The sequence below is a fragment of the Nocardia sp. NPDC049707 genome, from assembly GCF_040674855.1.
GTDB lineage: Bacteria > Actinomycetota > Actinomycetes > Mycobacteriales > Mycobacteriaceae > Nocardia.
Map to the genome: position 1 here is coordinate 450,660 of NZ_JBFANN010000001.1, position 20,638 is coordinate 471,297.

General features: G+C 65.3%; 18 protein-coding genes and 2 pseudogenes. 16 read left to right on the top strand and 4 right to left on the bottom strand.

The window, feature by feature from the left end:
• Positions 1-30 precede the first annotated feature (30 nt).
• The 7 genes from AB0J29_RS02245 to AB0J29_RS02275 are packed head-to-tail and all read left to right on the top strand — an operon-like array spanning position 31 to position 7,146.
• Positions 31-1,197 carry an acyl-CoA dehydrogenase family protein gene (locus AB0J29_RS02245; RefSeq protein ID WP_364777737.1) on the top strand — a complete coding sequence of 389 codons (1,167 nt, stop codon included), beginning with the start codon at positions 31-33 and terminating at the stop codon, positions 1,195-1,197.
• On the top strand, positions 1,197-1,997 hold the full coding sequence (locus tag AB0J29_RS02250) for an SDR family NAD(P)-dependent oxidoreductase (RefSeq protein ID WP_364777740.1): 801 nt from the start codon (positions 1,197-1,199) through the stop codon (positions 1,995-1,997). Before AB0J29_RS02245 ends, AB0J29_RS02250 begins: the two co-directional genes overlap by 1 nt.
• A gap of 1 nt (position 1,998) precedes the next feature.
• The gene (locus AB0J29_RS02255; protein WP_364777743.1) at positions 1,999-3,198 is read left to right on the top strand and encodes a thiolase family protein; all 1,200 of its coding nucleotides are present in this window, start codon (positions 1,999-2,001) and stop codon (positions 3,196-3,198) included.
• Positions 3,198-4,427, top strand: a complete 1,230-nt coding sequence (locus AB0J29_RS02260) for an acetyl-CoA hydrolase/transferase C-terminal domain-containing protein (RefSeq protein ID WP_364777746.1) — start codon at positions 3,198-3,200, stop codon at positions 4,425-4,427. Before AB0J29_RS02255 ends, AB0J29_RS02260 begins: the two co-directional genes overlap by 1 nt.
• Before the next feature lie 38 nt (positions 4,428-4,465).
• The gene (locus AB0J29_RS02265) at positions 4,466-5,224 is read left to right on the top strand and encodes a 3-oxoacyl-ACP reductase family protein (RefSeq protein WP_364777749.1); all 759 of its coding nucleotides are present in this window, start codon (positions 4,466-4,468) and stop codon (positions 5,222-5,224) included.
• Positions 5,225-5,232: 8 nt separating this feature from the next.
• Positions 5,233-6,075 (top strand): 1,4-dihydroxy-2-naphthoyl-CoA synthase, encoded by an 843-nt coding sequence (gene menB, locus AB0J29_RS02270; protein ID WP_364777752.1) that lies wholly within the window; start codon positions 5,233-5,235, stop codon positions 6,073-6,075.
• Positions 6,076-6,096: 21 nt separating this feature from the next.
• Complete coding sequence (locus AB0J29_RS02275) at positions 6,097-7,146, top strand: LLM class flavin-dependent oxidoreductase (protein WP_364777755.1); 1,050 nt, start codon at positions 6,097-6,099, stop codon at positions 7,144-7,146.
• 11 nt (positions 7,147-7,157) lie between these two features.
• Here the strand turns inward: AB0J29_RS02275 and AB0J29_RS02280 are convergent, their stop codons facing one another.
• Complete coding sequence (locus AB0J29_RS02280) at positions 7,158-7,874, bottom strand: FadR/GntR family transcriptional regulator (protein ID WP_364777758.1); 717 nt, start codon at positions 7,872-7,874, stop codon at positions 7,158-7,160.
• Positions 7,875-8,130: 256 nt separating this feature from the next.
• Between AB0J29_RS02280 and AB0J29_RS02285 the strand changes: the two genes are divergently transcribed.
• From AB0J29_RS02285 to AB0J29_RS02305, 5 genes and pseudogenes are all read left to right on the top strand, one after another.
• Positions 8,131-8,913, top strand: a complete 783-nt coding sequence (locus AB0J29_RS02285; protein WP_364777761.1) for an enoyl-CoA hydratase-related protein — start codon at positions 8,131-8,133, stop codon at positions 8,911-8,913.
• Between the two features lie 47 nt (positions 8,914-8,960).
• Positions 8,961-9,770: an enoyl-CoA hydratase-related protein gene (locus tag AB0J29_RS02290; RefSeq protein ID WP_364777764.1), complete on the top strand. Its 810-nt coding sequence runs from the start codon at positions 8,961-8,963 to the stop codon at positions 9,768-9,770.
• Between the two features lie 33 nt (positions 9,771-9,803).
• Positions 9,804-10,616, top strand: a complete 813-nt coding sequence (locus AB0J29_RS02295) for an enoyl-CoA hydratase-related protein (protein ID WP_364777767.1) — start codon at positions 9,804-9,806, stop codon at positions 10,614-10,616.
• A 7-nt stretch (positions 10,617-10,623) separates the two neighbouring features.
• Positions 10,624-10,815, top strand: a pseudogene (locus AB0J29_RS02300) (phosphotransferase family protein); the annotation flags it as partial.
• A pseudogene (locus AB0J29_RS02305) lies at positions 10,815-11,018 on the top strand (hypothetical protein); the annotation flags it as partial. The pseudogenes AB0J29_RS02300 and AB0J29_RS02305, both read left to right, overlap by 1 nt.
• A gap of 117 nt (positions 11,019-11,135) precedes the next feature.
• Here the strand turns inward: AB0J29_RS02305 and AB0J29_RS02310 are convergent.
• The 3 genes from AB0J29_RS02310 to AB0J29_RS02320 are packed head-to-tail and all read right to left on the bottom strand — an operon-like array spanning position 11,136 to position 13,999.
• Positions 11,136-12,032: an SDR family oxidoreductase gene (locus tag AB0J29_RS02310; RefSeq protein WP_364777770.1), complete on the bottom strand. Its 897-nt coding sequence runs from the start codon at positions 12,030-12,032 to the stop codon at positions 11,136-11,138.
• 34 nt (positions 12,033-12,066) lie between these two features.
• Complete coding sequence (locus tag AB0J29_RS02315) at positions 12,067-13,203, bottom strand: acyl-CoA dehydrogenase family protein (protein ID WP_364777773.1); 1,137 nt, start codon at positions 13,201-13,203, stop codon at positions 12,067-12,069.
• Between the two features lies 1 nt (position 13,204).
• Positions 13,205-13,999, bottom strand: a complete 795-nt coding sequence (locus AB0J29_RS02320; RefSeq protein WP_364777776.1) for an enoyl-CoA hydratase-related protein — start codon at positions 13,997-13,999, stop codon at positions 13,205-13,207.
• A 612-nt stretch (positions 14,000-14,611) separates the two neighbouring features.
• On the opposite strand from AB0J29_RS02320, the gene AB0J29_RS02325 reads away from it, so the two are divergent.
• The 4 genes from AB0J29_RS02325 (at position 14,612) to AB0J29_RS02340 (ending at position 20,536) form a co-directional block, all read left to right on the top strand.
• Positions 14,612-16,846, top strand: a complete 2,235-nt coding sequence (locus tag AB0J29_RS02325) for a SulP family inorganic anion transporter (RefSeq protein WP_364777779.1) — start codon at positions 14,612-14,614, stop codon at positions 16,844-16,846.
• 279 nt (positions 16,847-17,125) lie between these two features.
• A complete protein-coding gene (locus AB0J29_RS02330; protein WP_364777782.1) occupies positions 17,126-19,381 on the top strand; it encodes a bifunctional SulP family inorganic anion transporter/carbonic anhydrase in 2,256 nt (751 codons plus the stop codon).
• Positions 19,382-19,457: 76 nt separating this feature from the next.
• Positions 19,458-19,889 (top strand): TIGR02611 family protein, encoded by a 432-nt coding sequence (locus tag AB0J29_RS02335; RefSeq protein ID WP_364777785.1) that lies wholly within the window; start codon positions 19,458-19,460, stop codon positions 19,887-19,889.
• Positions 19,856-20,536: a (2Fe-2S)-binding protein gene (locus tag AB0J29_RS02340; protein WP_364777788.1), complete on the top strand. Its 681-nt coding sequence runs from the start codon at positions 19,856-19,858 to the stop codon at positions 20,534-20,536. The genes AB0J29_RS02335 and AB0J29_RS02340 overlap by 34 nt, the downstream gene beginning before the upstream one ends.
• Positions 20,537-20,638 lie beyond the last annotated feature (102 nt).

Below are 20,638 nucleotides of genomic sequence, written 5' to 3' on the forward strand. Positions count from 1 at the left end.
GTTATCTGAGTTGATGGATGGAGTACGGGCGTGGATTTCCAACTGACAGAGGACCAGCTCACGATTCGTGACGCGGTCGCCGAGCTGGCGGCCAAGTTCGACGATCAGTACTGGCAGGACAAGGACGAGAAGCACGAATTCCCGACGGAGTTCTACAACGCGTTCGCCGAGGGGGGCTGGCTGGGCATCACCACGCCCGAGCAGTACGGCGGACATGGCTACGGGATCACCGAGGCCTCGATCCTTCTCGAACAGGTGGCCGCGTCCGGTGCCGGGATGAACGGCGCCAGCTCGATGCACCTGTCGATCTTCGGCATGCATCCGGTCATCGTGCACGGTAGCGAGGAGCTCAAGCAGCGGACTCTGCCGCGCATCGTCAGCGGCGACCTGCATGTGTGCTTCGGCGTGACCGAGCCGGGCGCCGGTCTGGACACCACGAAGATCACCACGTTCGCTCGACGCGAGGGCGATAAATACATCGTCAACGGACGCAAGGTCTGGATTTCCAAGGCGGTGGAGTCGGAGAAGATCCTGCTGCTCACCCGCACCCAGAAATTCGAGGACTCGCCTCGCAAAACGGACGGCATGACGCTGTTCCTCACCGATCTCGATCGGGACAAGGTCGAGATCCGGCCCATCAAGAAGATGGGCCGGAATGCGGTGACCTCCAACGAGCTCTTCATCGATAATCTGGAGATCCCCGTCGAGGACCGGGTCGGCGAGGAGGGCAAAGGGTTCACCTACATCCTCGACGGCCTCAATCCCGAACGGATGTTGGTGGCGGCCGAAGCGCTCGGCATCGGCCGCGCCGCCCTGCGCGCCGGCGTGCGATACGGCAACGACCGTGAAGTCTTCGGCCGACCGATCGGCAAGAACCAGGGAATACAATTCCCCCTCGCGGATTCGCTGGCTCGGCTCGACGCCGCCGAATTGATGCTGCGCAAAGCCACCTGGCTCTACGACAACGGCAAACCGTGCGGTCGCGAGGCGAACACGGCCAAATACCTCTGCGCCGACGCGGGTTTCGAGGCGGCCGACCGCGCGCTGCAGACTCACGGTGGCATGGGCTACTCCGAGGAGTACAACGTCTCCCGTTACTTCCGTGAAGCGCGTCTGACCCGCATCGCGCCCATCAGCCAGGAAATGATCCTGAACTATCTCGGCGCGCACGTACTCGGCCTCCCGAGGAGCTACTGATGACCGACAAGACAGTCGAGGTCCACAACACCATCCCTTCCGGCATTCGCGCATTCGCTCTCGACGGCCGTACCGCACTGGTGACCGGTGCGGGCGGGGGCGTCGGAGCTGCCGTAGCGGAGGCTTTCGCCGCGGCAGGAGCCGCGGTCCTGGTGACCGATGTCAACAAGGATGCGGCCGCCGCGGTGAGCGAGCGGATCACCGCGGCCGGCGGTGTCGCGCAACCGTTCACCCTCGATGTGTGCGATGCCGACAACGCGCGCGACGCGGTTGCCGCCGCGGCCCGCCTCGGCAACGGAACGCTCAACATCCTGGTGAACAACGCCGGTGTGATCGCGCCGGCGATGTTCCCCAAGATGGACGAGGCGAAATTCCGCAAGGTTCTCGATACCCACCTCATGGGCACGTATCACTGCAGTCACGCCGCGCTCGACCATCTGGCCGCGGACGGTACCGGTCGCATCATCAACGTGACTTCCGCTGCGGGACTGACCGGAACGATCGGACAGGCGAATTACGGTGCCGCCAAGGCCGCCATCATCGGACTGACCAAGTCGCTCGCGCGTGAGTTGGCGAAGCAGTCGGTCACCGTGAACGCGGTGGCGCCGCTCGCAGCGACCGCGATGACCGAGAACATCCGCAACAACGAGAAACTCGCCGCGCAGACATTGGCGCGAATCCCGTTGGGGCGCTGGGCGTATCCCGACGAGATCGCACCCACCTTCGTCTTCCTGGCCTCGGGCGCCGCCGGGTATATCACCGGCCAGGTGCTGCCGGTCGACGGCGGGACGGTGATCTGAGATGAGTACACGAGTATCGGGTCCGTTCGCGACCTCCGGCCGCGAGGTTGTCATCGCCGAAGCGGTGCGCACACCGATCGGCAAATCCCATCCCGAGAAGGGATGGTTCCGTGCTATCCATCCCAATGCGATGCTGGCGTCCTGCTACCAGGATCTGATCGGGCGCGCGGGTATCGACCCAGCGGTGGTGGAGGATCTCATCATCGGGTGCACGGCACCATTCGGTGAGCAATCCCGCAATATCGGCCGCAACGCTTGGCTGCAGGCAGGCTACCCGGCGGAGGTGCCGGCGACAACGCTGGATCGTCGCTGCGGATCTGCGCAGACCGCCGTGAATTTCGCTGCGGCGCTGGTGTCTTCGGGTGTGCACGACGTCGTCATCGCCGGTGGTGTCGAGCATATGGGGCATGTGCCGATGAATTCGCCGGCCGAGATCAGCGAACTCTACGGTGATCCGTGGCCCGCCGCGCTGCGGGAACGCTACGACTTCGTCACTCAGGGTGAGAGCGCGGAACTGATCGCCGAACGCTGGGATATCTCGCGAACGGAGATGGACGAATTCGCGGTGCGGTCCCATGCCCTCGCCACCGAGGCCATCGCCGCCGGTCGTTTCGCCGACGAGATGGTGCAGCTGGAGCTCGACGGGGAGATCCGCACCGGCGACCAGACGGTCCGGCCGGGGACCTCGCTCGAGACTCTGGGCAAGCTTTCGCCGGTTTTCCGCCGCGAGAACGGCCGGATCACCGCTGGCACCTCGAGCCCCATCTGCGACAGCGCCGCGGCGGTGCTGCTGTGCACGCGGGAAGCGGCCGAGCGTCACGGTTTGCGTATCCGCGCGCGGATCGTGGATCAGACCACCGTGGGTGTCGACCCGATCATCATGCTCACCGGACCGATCCCCGCGACCCACAAGCTGCTGGACCGAAACGGTCTGACGGTCGCGGACATCGATCTGTTCGAAGTGAACGAGGCATTCTCCTCCGTCGTGCTCGCGTGGCAGCGTGAGTTGAAGCCCGATATGGACCGGGTGAACGTGAACGGTGGAGCGATCGCACTGGGACATGCGGTGGGCGCCACCGGCTCCCGGCTGATTGCGACGATTCTCGCCGAGATGGAGCGGCGTGACAGCCGGCTCGGCCTGGTGACCATGTGCTGCGGAGGCGGTCTCGGCACGGGCACGCTCATCGAGCGGGAGAACTGATGCTCGACTTCGGCGGGCTGCTACGGCCGGGCATGGGAGTCTGGTGGAGCCAGGCCGCCGCCGAGCCACGCCCGATCGTCGACCTATTGCTCGCACAGGCACCGGAACTCGGGCCGCTGCGCCTGTTCACCGGACTGAGTTGGAACGACCAACTGGCGCAATCGATGTCGCCGACCGACACGATGGTGTCCTACGGTGGCCTCGGCGCGCTCCGTGAGCTCGGCGCCACCGACCGGCTCGAGGTCGTGCCGTGTCATTACTCGGCGCTGCCGCGGATGTTCGCCGAACACCGGCTGCCGTGCGACGCCGGACTGTTGCAGGTGTCGCCGCCGGACCGAGACGGCATGTGTTCGCTGGGAATCGGCGTTGACTATATGGCCGACGCCATCGGCCACACGCCATTGCTGTTCGCGGAGATCAACGAGCAGATGCCCGCCGTACCCGGCTCACCGCGAATCCCGTTGAGCCGCTTCGCGGCCACCATGGTGTCCGACCGCCCGCTGCAGCAGGAGGCGCGTCGGCCAGCCAGCGATGTCGATCGCGTCATCGCCGGCCATATCGCCGAATTGGTCGACGATGGCGACACGTTGCAGGTCGGCATCGGTTCCATAGGGGCTGCGGTCTTCGAGGCGCTGGTCGGCCATCGCGACCTCGGCGTACATACCGGCATGATCACCGACGGCGTGCTCACACTCATCGACAAGGAAGTGATCACCGGCGGTCGAAAGCAGATCGACGCCGGATTCTCCGTAGCCGGAACCGCATTGGGCTCGGCCGACATGTACTCCCGGATCGCCGAACTGCCCGTGCTGTTCCGGCCGACCAGCTATACCCATGCGCCGCAAGTGCTCTCGAAGCTGGACTCACTCGTCGCGGTCAACTTCGCGATCGAGGTGGACCTCACGGGGCAGGTCGGTGCGGAGATGAGCCGGGGAACCTATCTCGGTGCGGTGGGTGGCCAGGTGGATTTCGCCCGCGCCGCCGCGCTGACCGGCAAACGATCGATCATCGCGCTCCGGTCGACCATGCGCGGACGTTCGTCGATCAAGTTCAGCCTCGACGAGGGCGTGGTCACCACAGCACGCGCCGATGTCGACTGTGTCGTCACCGAACACGGCGTCGCGCATCTGCGAGGGCAACCGCTGGCCGAGCGCCGTCGCCGTTTGATCGGTATCGCGGCCCCGGAGTTCCGTGACGAACTCGCGAGTGCGGCTCGCCTCGCATCCTGACGTAATCGAACAATTGTCATCGAAAGGAACTGACACTCATGAGCAATCGTGTCGCGCTCGTCACCGGAGGCGCTCAGGGAATCGGCGAGGGCATCTCGCGCAAACTCGCAGCGGTCGGCTTCCGCGTCGCCGTGGCCGACCTGAATCACGAAGTGGCACAGCAGACTGCGAAGGAGATCGTGGCTGCCGGGGGGCAGGCGATCGCCGTTCCGATCGATGTCACCGACACCGCGTCCGTGCAGGCTGCCGTCGCGCAGGTTACCGAAAGTTTCGGACCCGTCGAAGTGGCCGTGAACAACGCCGGCTGGGACGACTTCATGAAGTTTCTCGACACCGACGAAGCGTTCTGGGACAAGATTCTCGACATCAACTTCAAGGGTGCGCTGCGCGTCAACCACACCGTGGTCCCGGGCATGATCGAGCGAGGCTTCGGTCGGGTCATCAACATCGGCTCGGATGCTGGCCGAGTCGGATCCTCGCTCGAGGCCGTGTACTCCGGAGCCAAGGGCGGCATCATCGCCTTCACCAAGACCCTCGCCCGTGAGGTCGCCACCAAGGGGGTCACCGTCAACACCGTATGCCCCGGCCCCACCGACACCCCGGCGCTGCGCAAGTTCGCCGACAACTCCGGCCAGGACGCCGACAAGGTACTGGGTGGCATGACCCGGGCGGTACCGATGAAGCGACTGGCGCTGCCGTCCGACATCGCCGCCGCCGTCGCGTTCTTCGCTTCCGACGAAACGGGCTATATCACGGGCCAGACACTGTCGGTCAGTGGCGGCCTGACCATGGCGTGAGGCCGGCGATGGGCGACAACACAGGGGAGTGGTCAACCGTCCGGAGGTATGAGGACGTCGACTATTCACGAACAGCGGACGGCATCGCCAAGATCACCATCTGCAGACCAGAGGTGCACAACGCCTTTCGGCCACAGACACTGATCGAGATCTCGGACGCGCTCACACAGGCCCGCGAGGATCCGTCGATCGGCGTCATCGTGCTGACCGGGGAGGGTGACAAGGCGTTCTGCTCGGGTGGCGACCAACGTGTCCGCGGTGACACGGGCTATCTCTCCGATCCGGAGAACCCAGCCGCAGTAGGCCGCTTTCACGTGACGGACCTGCAGGTGCAGATCCGCCGCCTGCCCAAGCCGGTCGTCGCCATGGTCGCGGGATATGCCGTCGGCGGCGGGCACGTCCTACAGATCGTTTGCGACCTCACCATCGCCGCCGACAACGCGCGCCTCGGTCAGGTCGGACCGAAGGTCGGCTCGTTCGACGGCGGATTCGGCGCCGGGCTGCTGGCCGACATGGTCGGCGTGCGCAAGGCCAAAGAGATCTGGTTCCTCTGCCGCCAGTACGACGCCGCCGAGGCATTGGAGATGGGGCTGGTCAACACCGTCGTCCCGCTCGCCGACCTCGAGTCGCAGACGCTCGCGTGGTGTCGGCGAATGATGGAACTATCACCCATGGCGCTTCGGCTGATGAAGGCCAGTTTCCACGCTGCCGAGGACGGCCTGGCCGGAATTCAGCAACTCGCACACGACACGAATCTGCTGTTCTACGCGACCGAAGAGGCCAGAGAAGGTCGGGAGGCCTTCAAAGCCAAGCGGCGACCCGAGTTCGAGCGGTTTCCGCGTCGGGCCTGACATACCGAGAGGATCACCGAGATGACGACATTCGGGGTCAACGCCTTCGGCGTCGGCCGTGGACCGCAGCGGTTCGCGACGATGACCGAACTAGCGCGCGAGGCAGAGGAAATCGGCTGTGCCGCGGTGTGGACGAGCGAGCTGTACAGCCGCTCGGCCACCGTGCCGATGGCAGCGCTCGCAGCCGGCACCAGCACGATCCGCATCGGCTCCAATATCGCTTACGGAGTGGGCCGCAGCCCGTTGATGTGGGCAGCCGAAGCGCGTGACCTCGACGAGTTGTCCGGTGGCCGAATCATTCTCGGCATCGGTAACGGTACGCCGAAGATGATGGAGGCCTGGCACGGTGTGTCCGGCGAAGCACCAGCTGCCCGGATGGCCGAACTGCTCACCGTGCTGAAAGCGCTGTGGCGGCTGCACGAGGGGCCGGTCCACCACGACGGGCGCTTCTACACGGTGCACATCTCACCGACATCGGATGTGCCGGAACCGATCCGGCCCGAGATCCCGATCTGGATAGCCGGGGTGAACAAGCTGATGCTTCGCACGGCCGGCGAACTCGCCGACGGACTGGTCGGCCATCCGATGTACACCGCCGACTACGTCCGCGGGCCGGTTGCGGACGAAATCGCGGCCGGGGCGGCGATTTCCGGCCGCGATCCGGCCGAGGTGACCATTATGGGCATCCGGATGTGCGCGATCAACGAAGACGTTGACCTGGCTCGGCGCCAGGCGGCATTCGCGATCGGCCAATACGCCGCGTCTCGGGTCTACGATCGGTTGTTCGCACTGCATGGCTGGAGTGCGGCGCAGGAGAAGATCCGCCAGGCGGCTCGTGACCGCGATGACGAGGCTCTGATCGGCGCGGTAACCGACGAGATGATCGACGCCATCGCGATCGCGTGCCGTCCGGCCGAGTTCCCGGCGGCGCTGGCAGCGATCCCAGAGGGCTTCGATCATCTCGATCTGATCGCTCCGCCCTGGGGACTCAGCGATCGCGAGACTCGCGCGATCAATGCCGAGATCCTGGCCGGCCTGCGGATTCATCTCGCGAGCACCGTAGCCGCGTGACTCGTGAGTTCTCAGGTCTCGCGTAGCTCGATCTCGGTACGTTCCTCGACCTGGACAACAGCCTCGGCGTAACCGTGGACATGTTTGGTCATGCGTCGCGTCGCGGCGCTCGGGTCGCCGGCGCGGATGGCGTCGGTGATCGTCTTGTGTGCCCGATAGGTGGTTTTGCGCACCTCGTCATCGACGAAGGCGGTGTTCTCGGTCGAGTTGTAGATGGCGTTCGAGAGTGCGGTCATGAAGCCGGTCAGGAGTTCGTTGTGGCTAGCTGCGGCAACCGCGAGATGCCAGTCGACGTTGGCCTGCAGGAACTCATCCAGCGGGATTTCCAGATCGCCGAGCGTGGTGTTGGCGGCGTCGAGGGCAGCGATGTCGTCGTCGGTTCGGTACTTCGCCGCCAGGCCGGCGCATGCCGGCTCGATAGCCTCGCGAGTTTCCAACAAGTCGGTCAGCCGCAGCTGCTGTCCGCGGATGAGGAGACTCACTGTCGAGGCCATCGAGTCGCCGTCGGGCTGCTGGACGAACGCGCCGCCGGATCGCCCGGTCTTGATGGCAACGAGACCTTGCACTTCGAGGATTCGGAGGGCCTCACGGACCGTGGTCCGGCTCATTTGCGTCTGGGTGACCAATTCCCGCTCTGGTGGTAACGCGGTCCCGGAGGGAAACTCGCCACGCAGGATGCGCTCGCGAAGATCGTTCGCAAGGACATCTGATGCTTTGGGTACCTGCATCGGCTGTAGCCGGACCGGGTGTCGCGCAACCGTGCTCGACGAGGGCGACTCGGGCATCGTTACCTGCTTTCTGCGTATTTGGTCGTACCTAATCTATCAGTTAAGAGTCCTGCCATGCGAGTTTGCAGCGGGCGACCATCTGAGGTATTTTGGTCATACCAAAATAATGGTTGACTTGAGACTGTGACCTGGATAGCTTCCAAGGCGAGGAAGTCGGCAGCAGCGGTGTCGACGAGTTGTTGAATGCGAGGACGACGTGGCAGAGCGGGCGCAGGATGTGGTCACCTGGGAGACGGTCGAACCCGGGATTACGGCGGTGACCCTGCAGCGGCCACCCGCCAATGCATTGGGTATCCCGCTCCTGGATGGGATCCATCTCGCCATGGACGCCGCCGAGCAGGCCGGCGACGTCAAGGTCATGGTCATCGGATCCGCATTGCCGGGGTTCTTCGCGGCGGGCGCGGACATCAAACACCTCTCGACGATCGACGCCGAGACGTTCACCGCCTACGGCGATCGGATGCGTGCGGTCAACGATCGGCTCGCCTCGGCGCAGTGGCTTTCCATCGCCGCGATCGACGGGGTCGCGCTGGGCGGCGGGCTCGAGCTCGCGGTGGCGTGCACACTGCGAGTCGCCGGACCCGGCGGCCGGTTCGGACTTCCGGAGGTCAAACTCGGATTGATTCCGGGTGCCGGTGGTACGCAACGACTTTCGAGGCTGGTAGGGAGGGGACGAGCACTGGACATCATGTTGACCGCGCGCCAGGTGGCCGCCGGCGAGGCATACCGAATCGGTCTGGTGGACCGGCTGACCGACGGCGACGCCACCGAAGCAGCGCTGGCATTAGCGCACGACCTGCTCGGTCCCTCGCTGCCGGCTCAGCTGTCGGTGGTTCGCACGGTGGATGCGGCGTTCGACCTGCCGCTCGAAGTGGGCGCCCGCTATGAGGTCGATCAGATCCAAGCGCTGTTCGAGGGTGGGGAGGCGGCCGAGGGCATCAGCGCCTTCGTCGAGAAGCGCAAGCCGCGGTTCCGCTAGTCCCGTCTCACCGATCCCACCCGGCCCGCCGCACTTACGGAGTCCCGATGAAGATCCTGGAACAACATTTCGAAACCTTCCTCGCCGAGGAGGTGCAGCCGGGAATCGTCGTGGTCACGTTGAATCGGCCCGAGCGCTATAACGCGATGACCAACACCATGTTCGTCGAACTCGAGCAACTCGCCTGGGGTCTCGAGACCGAAGATGACTGCCGCGTCGTCATTCTCACCGGCGCGGGCAAGGCATTCTGCTCGGGATACGACCTGGCCGACGCCGACGACCTTCCGAATCTCGGAGCTCTGGGCATGCTGGACCAGCAGGAACGCGCCGCGCGAGCACTGACCGCGATTCGTTCGCTGCGCGTTCCGGTCATCGCCGCGGTGAACGGACCCGCCGCCGGCGGTGGTCTGGCATTGGCGCTCGCCGCCGATATCCGCCTGGCCGGCCCCGCGGCCACGTTCAACGCGGCATTCGTTCGAATCGGGTTGTCCGCCGGTGATCTGGGGACGTCGTGGCTACTCACCCGCTTGATCGGACCGGCGAAGACCAGTGAAATCTGTTTCACCGGAAGGGGCGTCGACGCGACCGAGGCAGCCGATCTGGGCATCGTGAATTCGGTCAGCGCGGGCGACGTGGTAGCCGACTCCGTCGCGCTCGCCGAGCAGATCGTCGCGAACTCGCCGGGCGGTGTACAGCTGTCCAAGCGAGCCCTGCAAGCCAACCTCGAGGTCGGCTCCTACGCCGCGGCGATCGAACTCGAGAACCGCGGGCAGGCGCTGCTCACTCGCAGTCCGGACATGTCGGAGGCACTCAACGCCTTCAAGGAAAAGCGGACGCCCGTCTTCGAGGGCACATAGGACAGCTGGACAACACGAGGCGAGGCACCGGACATGACCATTGTTCTTCCCGATCTGCAGACGCTGACCTTCGAAGAGGTCGAGCCCGGAATCGGCATCCTGCGGATCAATCGGCCCGAGCGAATGAACTCGCAGACCGTGACGATGTTCCACGAACACCTGGCGGTGGGTCGCGCGCTTCGCGACAGCGGGTTGCGTGCGCTCATCGTCACCGGTGCGGGCGAGCGCGCCTTCTGCGCCGGATTCGATCTCGACGAGATCCACGTGATCACCGAGATGGGTGTCCGGGAATTCCTGAAGTTCCAGGAGACCGCCACGGGGGGAATTCAATCCATCAGGCATCTGCCGTTTCCCGTGATCGCCGCCATCCACGGGCCCGCGACCGGAGGTGGTCTGGCGCTGGCGCTCGCCGCCGACATCCGCTTGGCCGCACCGACTCTCAAGATGAGTGCGGCGTTCGTGAAGGTCGGCCTGTCGATCGGTGAACTCGGCACTTCCGTCAATCTCGCGCGCCTGGTCGGCCCGGCGCGGGCGGCGGAGATCGGCTACACCGGACGCATCGTCGAGGCGGACGAAGCACTGCGCATCGGATTGGTGAACCACGTGATCCCGTCGGAGCGACTGCTCGACGAGGCGCTCGCCATGGCGCGCTCGATCGCGCAGAACTCCCCCGGCGGGGTGCGGATGTCCAAGCGAGCCATCCAGCGCAACGCCGAAATCGGTTCCTACGAGGCAGCTCTCGAGCTCGAGAACCGTGGTCAAGCTCTGCTCACCAGAACCGACGACATGCCCGAAGCGCTGGCGGCCTTCAAGGAGAAGCGCACACCACAGTTCTCCGGTCGGTGAGGCCGAGATGGTATGGGACTGGAGCCCCGAAACGCGAAATGCGTTGGGGGAGTTCGTGGCAAGTCGTGGCATCCTTTCGGGATCGATAACCACCAAGGCCATCGGCGATGGGCACTCGAACCTGACCTTCCTGGTCAGCGATGGCACCACCAGCGTGGTCGTGCCTCGGCCGCCGCCACCGCCGATTCCCCCCGGCGCGGTGGGCGCCACGGTATTTCGTCCGGAGCCGATCACGTCGATTCGGACCGTTACCCCCTCGATGGATCGGTGACCCCGCGCTCTCTGGACTCGGCACTCACCGACCGGCTGTGCACCTTCACTCTCGGAGACGTCCGGGGCTCGGGGATCTTCGAATTCGCGCTGACTCGCAGCAGCAAGTATCGGTACCGCCCATCGCTCTGAACGGTGCGGGTCCTGAACGAACGAGGATCGAATCCTGGCACGGCCGCCGTCTACAAAATAGCGAGGGTGCGCATCTTGTGGATGCGTACCCTCGCTGTGTGGTGAGCTCGGATGGACTCACACGGTTCGTTGAGCCTTGCTGGACTCCGACGCCGCCTTACTGGTTTCCTTGATTTGCCGCCAGTCGGCGTCGGTAAGGGTGGTCAGGCCGGCGAAGGTGCCGGGTCCGGCCAGCATCTGCCCGCCGTCCATGGCTATGGTCTGCCCGGTGAGGTAGTCACACGCGTCCGACAGCAGGAACATCGTGAGGTTTGCCAGCTCTTCGATCGTTCCGGTTCGCCCGACCGGAATCTGGTCGGCCTGTGTGGCGCCGACCGACGACTTGTCGGTCGGATTCAGCATTTCCCAGGCGTAGTCGGTCGGAATGGGCCCGGGAGCAAGCGCATTCACCCGAATGCCGTACTTGGCCCACTCCACCGCCAGTGACATGGTCATCGAATGGACCGCGGCCTTCGCCATCGCCGACGGGACGACGAACGCGGACCCGGTCCACACCCAGGTGGTCAATGTGGACAGCACACTGCCGGGCAGCCCGTCGGCGATCCACCGCTTGCCCGCTGCGTGCGTGGTGTGGAACGAGCCGTTCATCACCGTGCTAGTGATCGCTTGGAATGCACGAGGACTCAGATCCTTGGTCTGTGCGATGAAGTTGGCGGCCGCGTTGTTGATCACTCCCGTCAGCGGGCCGTGCTCGGTCCAGATCCGATCCATCGTCGCATCCACGTTCTCGTAGTCGCGGACATCGACCGTCTGGTAGTGCGCGCCCCCAGGGCGGGAGGCGGACGCCTCCGCGGCGGCCTCGGCCAGGACCGCCGCACGCCGTCCCCACAGGTGTACCTCGGCGCCGTGCTCGACCAAATGGCGTGCTACGCCGCGGCCGAGCCCGGTCCCACCACCGGTGATCAGGATTCGCTTCCCGGACAACAGTGTCGGTGCGAAGGTCGTGTCGGTCATCAATGCAACTCGCTGGTTCGTGCCGGCGGCCTGCTCACAAGCCGATATGTTTGGCGATGATCTCGCGCTGGATTTCGTTGGTGCCGCCGTAGATCGGCGGTGCGAGGGCACGACGTACCTGACCCTCCATGCCGTATTCGCGGGCATACCCGTAGCCGCCCATCAGCTGCATCGCTTCCAGGGTCGCGTGCTTGGCGACCTCGGTGCATCGCATCTTCGCCATCGCGCTCTCGCGAGCGAGATCGTCCTCGAGTCCGGCGTCGATTCTCGTCGCGACGTCGTATACGAACGTGCGTGCCAGCTCGATGTCGGTGGCGAGGTCCGCGAGGCGATGCCGAAGGGCTTGGAACGTGGCGATAGGCCGACCGAACTGCTCACGTTCCCTCGCGTATGCGACGGCATCGTCGAGTGCGCGTCGCGCACCGCCGATGCTCATCGCGGCGATGATCAGACGTTCGATACTCAGCCCACGCATGAGCTGCTTCCACGCGTTGCGAGGTTCGCCCACGACCGCCGAGGCGGGCACTTCGACATCGCTGAAAAAGACGTCGTTGCAGGTGTGCGCTTCCATGGTCTCGATACCGCGGATGGTGAGGCCGGGTGCGTCGGTCGGCACCATCAGCAGAGTCATGCCCTGGTGTTTGCTGCCCGAGCTGTCCTCACGGGCCAGGACCAGGATGTGTTCTGCCACGTGTGCAGCGGAGATCCACGTCTTCTGGCCGTTGATCAGGTAGCGGTCGCCGTCGCGGCGCGCGTTGACTCGCAGGCCGGCGAGATCGGATCCCGCGCCGGGCTCACTGAGTGCGATGGCCTCGAGGCGGCCGGCGGTGAGGTTGGCGACGATGGTCTTCTTCTGTTCGTCGGTGCCCCACCGCAGATAGGTCTGCGCTGCGGTGAGGCCGGTCGAGTATCCGGTGATCGGGGCAAGACCCCGGGCCGATTCCTCGAGGAAAATACATTCGTCGACGAAACCGGCACCGCCGCCGCCGAATTCAGCGGGCAGCGACACGCCCAGCCATCCGCTGCGGGCCATGTCGGCCAGCACCTGGGGGCTGTTGGAGAGAGTCCCACCCTCGGTGACCGCATCACGTTGTGCGACTGTCGCGAGCTGGCGACGGCAGTATTCGGCGACCGCCGCCGCGAACTCACGCTGTTCCGTTGAGAACTGCAACTCACTTACCTCGGTACGGCGTGAAGTCGGGCTTGCGCTTCTCGTTGAATGCGGTGATACCTTCGCGGGCTTCCGGGGTCTCACCGAACATCGCCAGCGTGGAGTAGGCCATGGCGCCGATGCTGACGAAGTGTTCGGTATCGGTGTTCATCGACTGCTTGAGGACCTTCAGCGCCGTCGGCGAGAAGTCGAGCATCTGGTCCGCCCACGCGCGTACCTCCGCCTTGAGATCGGCGGCCGGCACGACCTTGTTCACCAGACCCCAATCCAGCGCCTCCTGTGCCGACAGCCGGCGCAACATGAACCAGATCTCGCGTGCCCGCTTCTCGCCGACGACGCGGGCCAGATAGCCCGAGCCGAGGCCGGCGTCGAAGGAACCGACGCGCGGACCGTTCTGTCCGAACTGTGCGGTGTCGGCGGCGATCGTCAGATCACACAGCACGTGCAGCACATGCCCACCGCCGATCGCGAGGCCGTTGACCGCGGCGATAACCGGTTTCGGCGTGTCGCGAATGACGCGGTGCAGGGCATCCACCTCGAACAGGCCGCTCGCCGACGGGCCGTAGTCGCCGGTCTCCATGCGCTGCTTCTGGTCACCCCCGGCGCAGAACGCCTTGTCGCCGGCGCCGGTCAGCGCGACGACCCCGACCTCGCTGCTGGCCCAGGCGTGTTTGAAGGCCATGACCAGTTCGTCGACCGTCTGCGCGCGGAAGGCGTTGTAGCGCTCCGGCCGGTTGATGGTGATCCATGCCAGTCCGTTGTCGACCTCATAGGTGATGTCGGTGAATTCGGCCATCAGACTTCGATGTCCTTCCGTGTTGTGAGCTGCCCAAATTTGTGGTCATTAGGACTGACCATTTGCACAACAGTAGCTTTAACCGAGCTGGGCATGCAAGAGCATGTGGCGCATCAGCTGCCGATTCGTTGGCGGGCGCGCATCCGGTGCGCGCTTCCGTCGGCGACGGTCGGTATGGCCTGTCCGCCGTTCGCTTCTGGTCGGTGCTCTCGAATGTGTTGTGCTGCAGGGGGCGGCGCGGTCCTGTCGATCGGCACCCGCGCGCCACCATCGTGGGGCGACCATTACTTCAACTAGGGTTGCGCAAGGAATCTGGGTGGGGTGTGGAGCGCTCCTGCCCTGCTGATCCGCTTCGCTATGTTGTGACTTGGGTCACATTTTGATAATAGTTGACCACATTTGCATCAAAAACTTTCCATGCACTTTGCTAACTCTTTACTATTACGCCTGGCCTCCGCATCATGGGGGTCGGGTTCCGCGAAGCCGCTTCACGCAGAGCGCACCTAGCACCGCGTTCTCGACAAAGCTTCACCCCGCCGCTCGCTTTCGATGCCAGTTACTTGTTCGACCGATGAACCGATCGGCTCCACGCCGTTTCGGCGAAGGGGAATAATGTCCAACGACACCGATCTCGCGCCACGGACTCTCGCCGCAATCGTCCGCCATGACCTACCCGCCTCGGTCGTGGTTTTCCTTGTGGCACTACCACTTTCGCTCTGCATCGCGGTCGCCTCCGGCGCACCGGTCGCCGCCGGCCTCATCGCCGCCGTCGTCGGCGGTGTCGTCGCCGGCCTATTGGGGGGCTCGGCCGTGCAGGTCAGCGGTCCGACGGCGAGCCTCACCGTCGTCGTCGCCGAGAGCGTGCACCAATTTGGTTGGGCCGCTACCTGTTTCATCACCATCGGGGCGGGCCTATTGCAGATTCTGTTCGGGCTCGGTCGCGTTGCGCGCGGCGCGCTCGCCATCGCACCGGTGGTGGTCCATGCGATGCTCGCCGGTATCGGCGTCATCATCGCGCTGCAACAGGTCCATATTCTGCTCGGCGGCAACTCGCTGATTTCGTCATACGCCAGCCTCACCCAGTTGCCCCATCAGTTGATGTCAGTGCATCGCGGCGATCTGTTCGTCGGTCTGGTGGTGATCGTTATTCTGATCGGCTGGAGGTTCCTGCCGCGCTCGATTCGTGTCCTGCCCGGACCACTGGTCGCGGTGGTGGTCGCCACGATCCTGTCGCTGGTACTGCCGACTCATGTCGAGCGTGTCGTGCTGAACGGGTCGCTGCTCGATTCCATCGGTTTGCCCGCGATCCCGTCCGGCAGTTGGTTCGCGGTGGCGATGGCGATGGTGACGGTCGCGCTGATCGCCAGCGTGGAGAGCCTGCTTTCCGCTGCCGCGGTGGACAAGTCGCGGCCCGACCATCGAACCGATTTCGATCGCGAGCTGATCGGGCAGGGCTCGGCCAATGTGGTGTCGGGTCTGCTCGGTGGTTTGCCGATCGCGGCCGTGATCGTTCGCAGCATCACCAATGCTCATGCGGGGGCGCGGACCAGGGTCGCGACCGTGTTGCACGGCGTGTGGTTCCTGCTGTTCGCGGTCGCGCTGGCCGGGCTGGTGCAGCAGATTCCCAAGGCGGCGCTCGCCGGCTTGCTCATCATCATCGGCGTGCAACTGGTGCAGCTGGCCCATATCCGGTTGGCCCGGCGCACCGGCGACCTGTTCGTCTATGTGGTCACGGCGTTGGGTGTGGTGTTCCTGAACCTGTTGCAAGGCATGATGATCGGTCTCGGACTCGCTTTCGGCCTGCTGCTCTGGCGGGTGGTCCGGGTGACCATCCACGCCGAACCGGTAGCCGCCGCCCGCCGCTGGCTGGTCACCATCGACGGCACCTGCACCTTCATTGCGCTGCCCAAGCTGACCGCGGAACTGGCGAAGGTTCCCGCCGACGTGGATGTGACCATCGAGATGACGGTCGACTTCCTCGACCACGCCTTCTGTGAGCTGATCACCGACTGGGCCGGTATGCGTGAGGCCGCCGGTGGCACAGCCGATTTCGTCGAGATCGGCAGCGCGCGGATGGCGACCGCGGTGGCGGGCCCGCCGGAGCGCGGGCGCTCGCGTCAGGTCATCGATGAGGTCATCGGGCCGTGGCGGCGGACGGGTAATCGGGCGGATCCGATCGCCGCGGGTATCGCCGCCTATCACCGCGGCCACGCGCATCTGATGCGTCCCCATCTCCATGGATTGCGCAACCGGCCCGATGCCGACACGTTCTTCCTGACCTGCGCCGATGCCCGCATCGTGCCGAACGTTATCACCAATAGCGGGCCGGGAGATCTGTTCACCGTCCGCAACGTGGGCAATCTGGTTCCGGTCGGCGGTAGCGATGTCTCGGTGGAGGCCGCGCTGGTCTACGCGCTGGACAAGCTTGACGTGCGTGCTGTGGTGGTCTGCGGGCACTCCGGTTGCGGAGCGATGGAAGCACTGCATCGGGAGGTGCGCGCCGGGCCGGGGCTGGGCGACTGGCTCGCCTACGCGCGGCCCAGCCTGGACCGGCTCCGGCTCGGACATCCGGTGGCCGATGCCGCGGCATGCGCCGGATTCGGCCCGGTCGACCAGCTCGCCATGGTGAATGTGGCACTGCAACTGGAACGGCTGCATGCCCACCCCGTGGTCCGGCGTGGAAGGGAGGAGCGTGGCGTGGCGGTATCCGGACTGTTCTTCGATCTCACGACCGCCCGGGTCATCGAGGTCGCCATGGACGGCATTGCCGAGTTCGACGACGAGCTGACGGTCGAAGCATTCGATGAATCGGCCGAGGTGCGCGGCGTCACCGCCGAGCCCGTCTAGTCGCGGGCTGTCGGGCCGAATGATTCGGCCCGACAGGCGAACTCGGCTCCGGCGTGTTGCATTTCACATCGATGGGGAGGTATGGATTCGGCACCTCTGGGCAACTCCTCAGGCTTTGCTAAGCCTTTACTAATAGCCTTAACATGCTTTACATCTCGGCCCATCGCTGTGTCGAGAACTGCTTCACCGCGAGATGCCGGTTCGCGTTCTATGCCCTGCTGGACATTTTGATCGTCAACCGACCTCGGCGTTCGCGCCGAGTCGGCGAAGGAGACGCCAATGGCTATTGATAGCGCTCTAGCCGCACCCCCGATACCGCCCGTTGAACAGGGCAAGGGTCAGCGCAGTTCCGAACCTCTGTCCGATCGGCTGTCATCGATCCTGCGCCACGATCTGCCGTCCTCTATCGTTGTTTTTCTGGTCGCGTTGCCGCTGTCCCTCGGCATCGCCGTCGCCTCCGGCGCGCCCGTCGCCGCCGGACTCATCGCCGCCGTCATCGGTGGCATCGTCGCGGGCACGCTCGGCGGTTCACCGCTGCAGGTCAGCGGGCCCGCGGCGGGTCTGACCGTCGTCGTCGCTGAATCCATCAACCAATTCGGTTGGCGTACAACAACTTTCATCGTCGTCGCGGCCGGTGTGCTGCAAATTCTGTTCGGGCTGAGCCGGATTGCGCGGGCTGCGTTGGCCGTCGCGCCGGTGGTGGTGCACGCGATGCTCGCCGGCATCGGTATAACCATTGCGCTGCAACAGGTTCACGTCCTGCTGGGTGGGTCCTCGCGCAGCTCGGCCTGGAACAACATCACCCTGTTGCCGTCGCAGTTGTTGTCGCTGCACGGCGATGACGCGATCATCGGCGCGGTTGTCATCGTGATCATGCTCGGCTGGCGCCGGGTGCCCGCCAAGGTGCGGGTGGTGCCGGGTCCGCTGGTCGCGGTCCTGGTCGGCACGGTGTTGTCACTTGTGCCGCCGTTCGAGGCCGAGCGAATCGTGTTGAACGGCTCGCTGTTCGACGCGATCGGACTGCCGCAGATCCCCAGTGGCAACTGGTCCGCCGTAGCACTGATGATCCTGACCGTCGCGCTCATCGCCAGTGTCGAGAGCCTGCTGTCGGCGGTGGCCGTGGACAAGATGCACACCGGTCAGCGCACCAATTTCGACCGCGAGCTGATCGGGCAGGGCTCGGCCAATGTGCTCTCCGGTCTACTGGGTGGTCTGCCGGTCACCGGCGTGATCGTGCGCAGTGCGACCAATGTGCAGGCGGGTGCGCGCAGCCGCGCCTCGGCGGTGCTGCACGGCTGCTGGATTCTGGTGTTCTCGGTCGCGCTGGTCGGGGTGGTACAGCAGATTCCGAAGTCCGCGCTCGCGGGTCTGTTGATCGTCATCGGCATCCAGTTGGTCAAGCTGGCGCACATCAAGATGGCCTGGCACACCGGAGATCTGATCATCTACGCCGTCACCGTCGTCGGCGTGGTCTTCCTGAATCTGCTGGAAGGTGTAATCATCGGTCTGGGACTGGCGTTCGGGCTGCTGCTGTGGCGTGTCGTGCGAGTTGCCGTGGCGGCCGAGCAGGTTCCCGGTTCGCAGCGCTGGTTGCTGACCATCGACGGTTCCTGCACGTTCCTCGCGCTGCCGAAGCTGTCCGCGGAATTCGCGAAAGTGCCGGCGGGCGTGGACGTTACCATCGAGATGACGGTCGACTTCCTCGATCATGCCGCTTTCGAAGCTATCGAGGACTGGGTGCGTCAGCAGGAAAGTGGCGGCGGCACAGTGGATTTCGTGGAAATCGGCAGTGTGCGAATGGCGCACGCCACCGCGGGCCCGCCGGCCCGCGGGTTCGGCCGCACGATGCTCGACGAGATCCTGGGCCCGTGGCGGGGCGACGACGAGAATGCCGACCGGGTGACCTCGGGTGTCGCCGCTTACCACCGCAGCCACGCCCACGTCGTGCGGCCGCATCTGGACGAACTGCGTGACCGTCAGGATCCCGACACCTTCTTCCTGACCTGCGTGGACTCCCGACTGGTTCCGAACATCATCACCAACAGCGGTCCCGGCGACATGTTCACGGTGCGCAATGTCGGCAATCTGGTGCCCGACAGCGGCGACGCGTCGGTGGAGGCCGCGCTGGTCTTCGCGCTCAACGAATTGAATGTGCGGTCCATCGTGGTGTGCGGGCATTCGTCCTGTGGTGCGATGCAGGCGCTGTATTCCGGCACCGATGGCGGACCGGGGATCGGGCCGTGGCTCAGGCATGCGCAGCCGAGCCTGGATCGATTCCAGGTCGGGCACCCGGTGGCGCAAGCGGCCGCGGCCGCCGGATTCGGTGCGGCCGACCAGCTGAGCATGGTCAATGTGGCCGTGCAGTTGGAAACGCTGCACCGGCATCCCGTCGTGCGTGCGGCGATGGCCGAGCGTGGTGTGACGGTATCGGGGCTGTTCTTCGATATCGCCAGCGCGCGCGTGATCGAGGTGACCGTGGGCGGGCTTGCCCATATCGACGACACCGGTGCGCGCACTGCGTCCGAACTCGTCTGAGCCGAATGACACCGGATCCGCCCGACCTCCCTCGGGCGGGTCCGTTCCGGTCGATCGCGCTCGTAGGCTGGTGGAGATGAGTGTCGAGTTGGAGTCCGAACCCGCGCCGACGCGCACCGGTTGGCGCGCTGTCCGCGCCCGACTGGTCGCGCGGCCTACGCTCAACCTCGCTTACCGGATCGGGGTCGCGGTGGTCGGGGTCGCGGTGTTGATGATCGGAATCCTGTCGATTCCCTATCCCGGACCCGGCTGGGCGATCGTATTCGCCGGACTCGGCATTCTCGCCACCGAATTCGCCTGGGCGCGCCGGACGCTCTACTGGCTGCGTGACAAGTATCGGCGGGGTATGGCGTGGTACTCCGCACGAGGCCCGGCCATGCGGGTGTCCGCGGCGGTGGCTACCTTCGCACTGGTTCTCGCGACACTATGGATATTGGGAACAATCGGGTTGGTCGGCGGCTGGATCGGAGTCGAATGGCAGTGGTTGCGCAGTCCCCTGAAGTGGTGAATACGGTCCCTGGCCGTACCTTGACCGAATCGGACTGGCTGTCGGCGCGCATCGCGGAAATGGGCCGCTCCTGGGGCACCACCGAACCCCGTGTCTCCGGCACGCTCTGGTGGTGCATGGTCGCGTCCGCACTGGTCGAACAGCTGGCGTGCGCCTACGCGAACGACGAACCCGCGCCGGAGCCGTACCTGGACCGCCTCGATTGTGCGGTCCGTCCGGACGGCGGCATAGAACGAGTCCACATCCACCCCGAAGGGCACGGTCTCGACGCCGCGCCGGGTGAGTCCGACGCCGCGCTCGGCAACGCCTGCGCGAAAGCACTGCGGGAGACCCTGGCCGCCGTGATCGGTCCCGTGGCGGCGGTCTCCGGTGCGAGCGTGCCGTCGCTCTGGGCGATTGCCGCCGACGCCATCGGGAACCGGGCCCTCGATGTCGGAAGTCCCGAGGCTGGGGCGCGGCTCGCGACCGAGGTCGGCGGAAGGCTGCCGGTACCGCGGTTCGTGGACGTCGATGGGCGGACCTTTGTCCGCCGGATTTCGTGCTGCCTGGTCTTCGAGGTGCCCGGCTGCGAAATGTGCACCAGTTGCCCGAAGCGGCCGGCCGCCGAACGCACGAAACTCCTGGCTCGGCTCGCGGCCGAAAGCTGATCGCCCGCAAGGTCATTCGGCGTTCACGCCGGGCGCTCCACTGTTCGCGCCGGGTCTGCGCGTGCACTTTCGCGGGAATGTGGCAAAAATGCGGTCGCATGA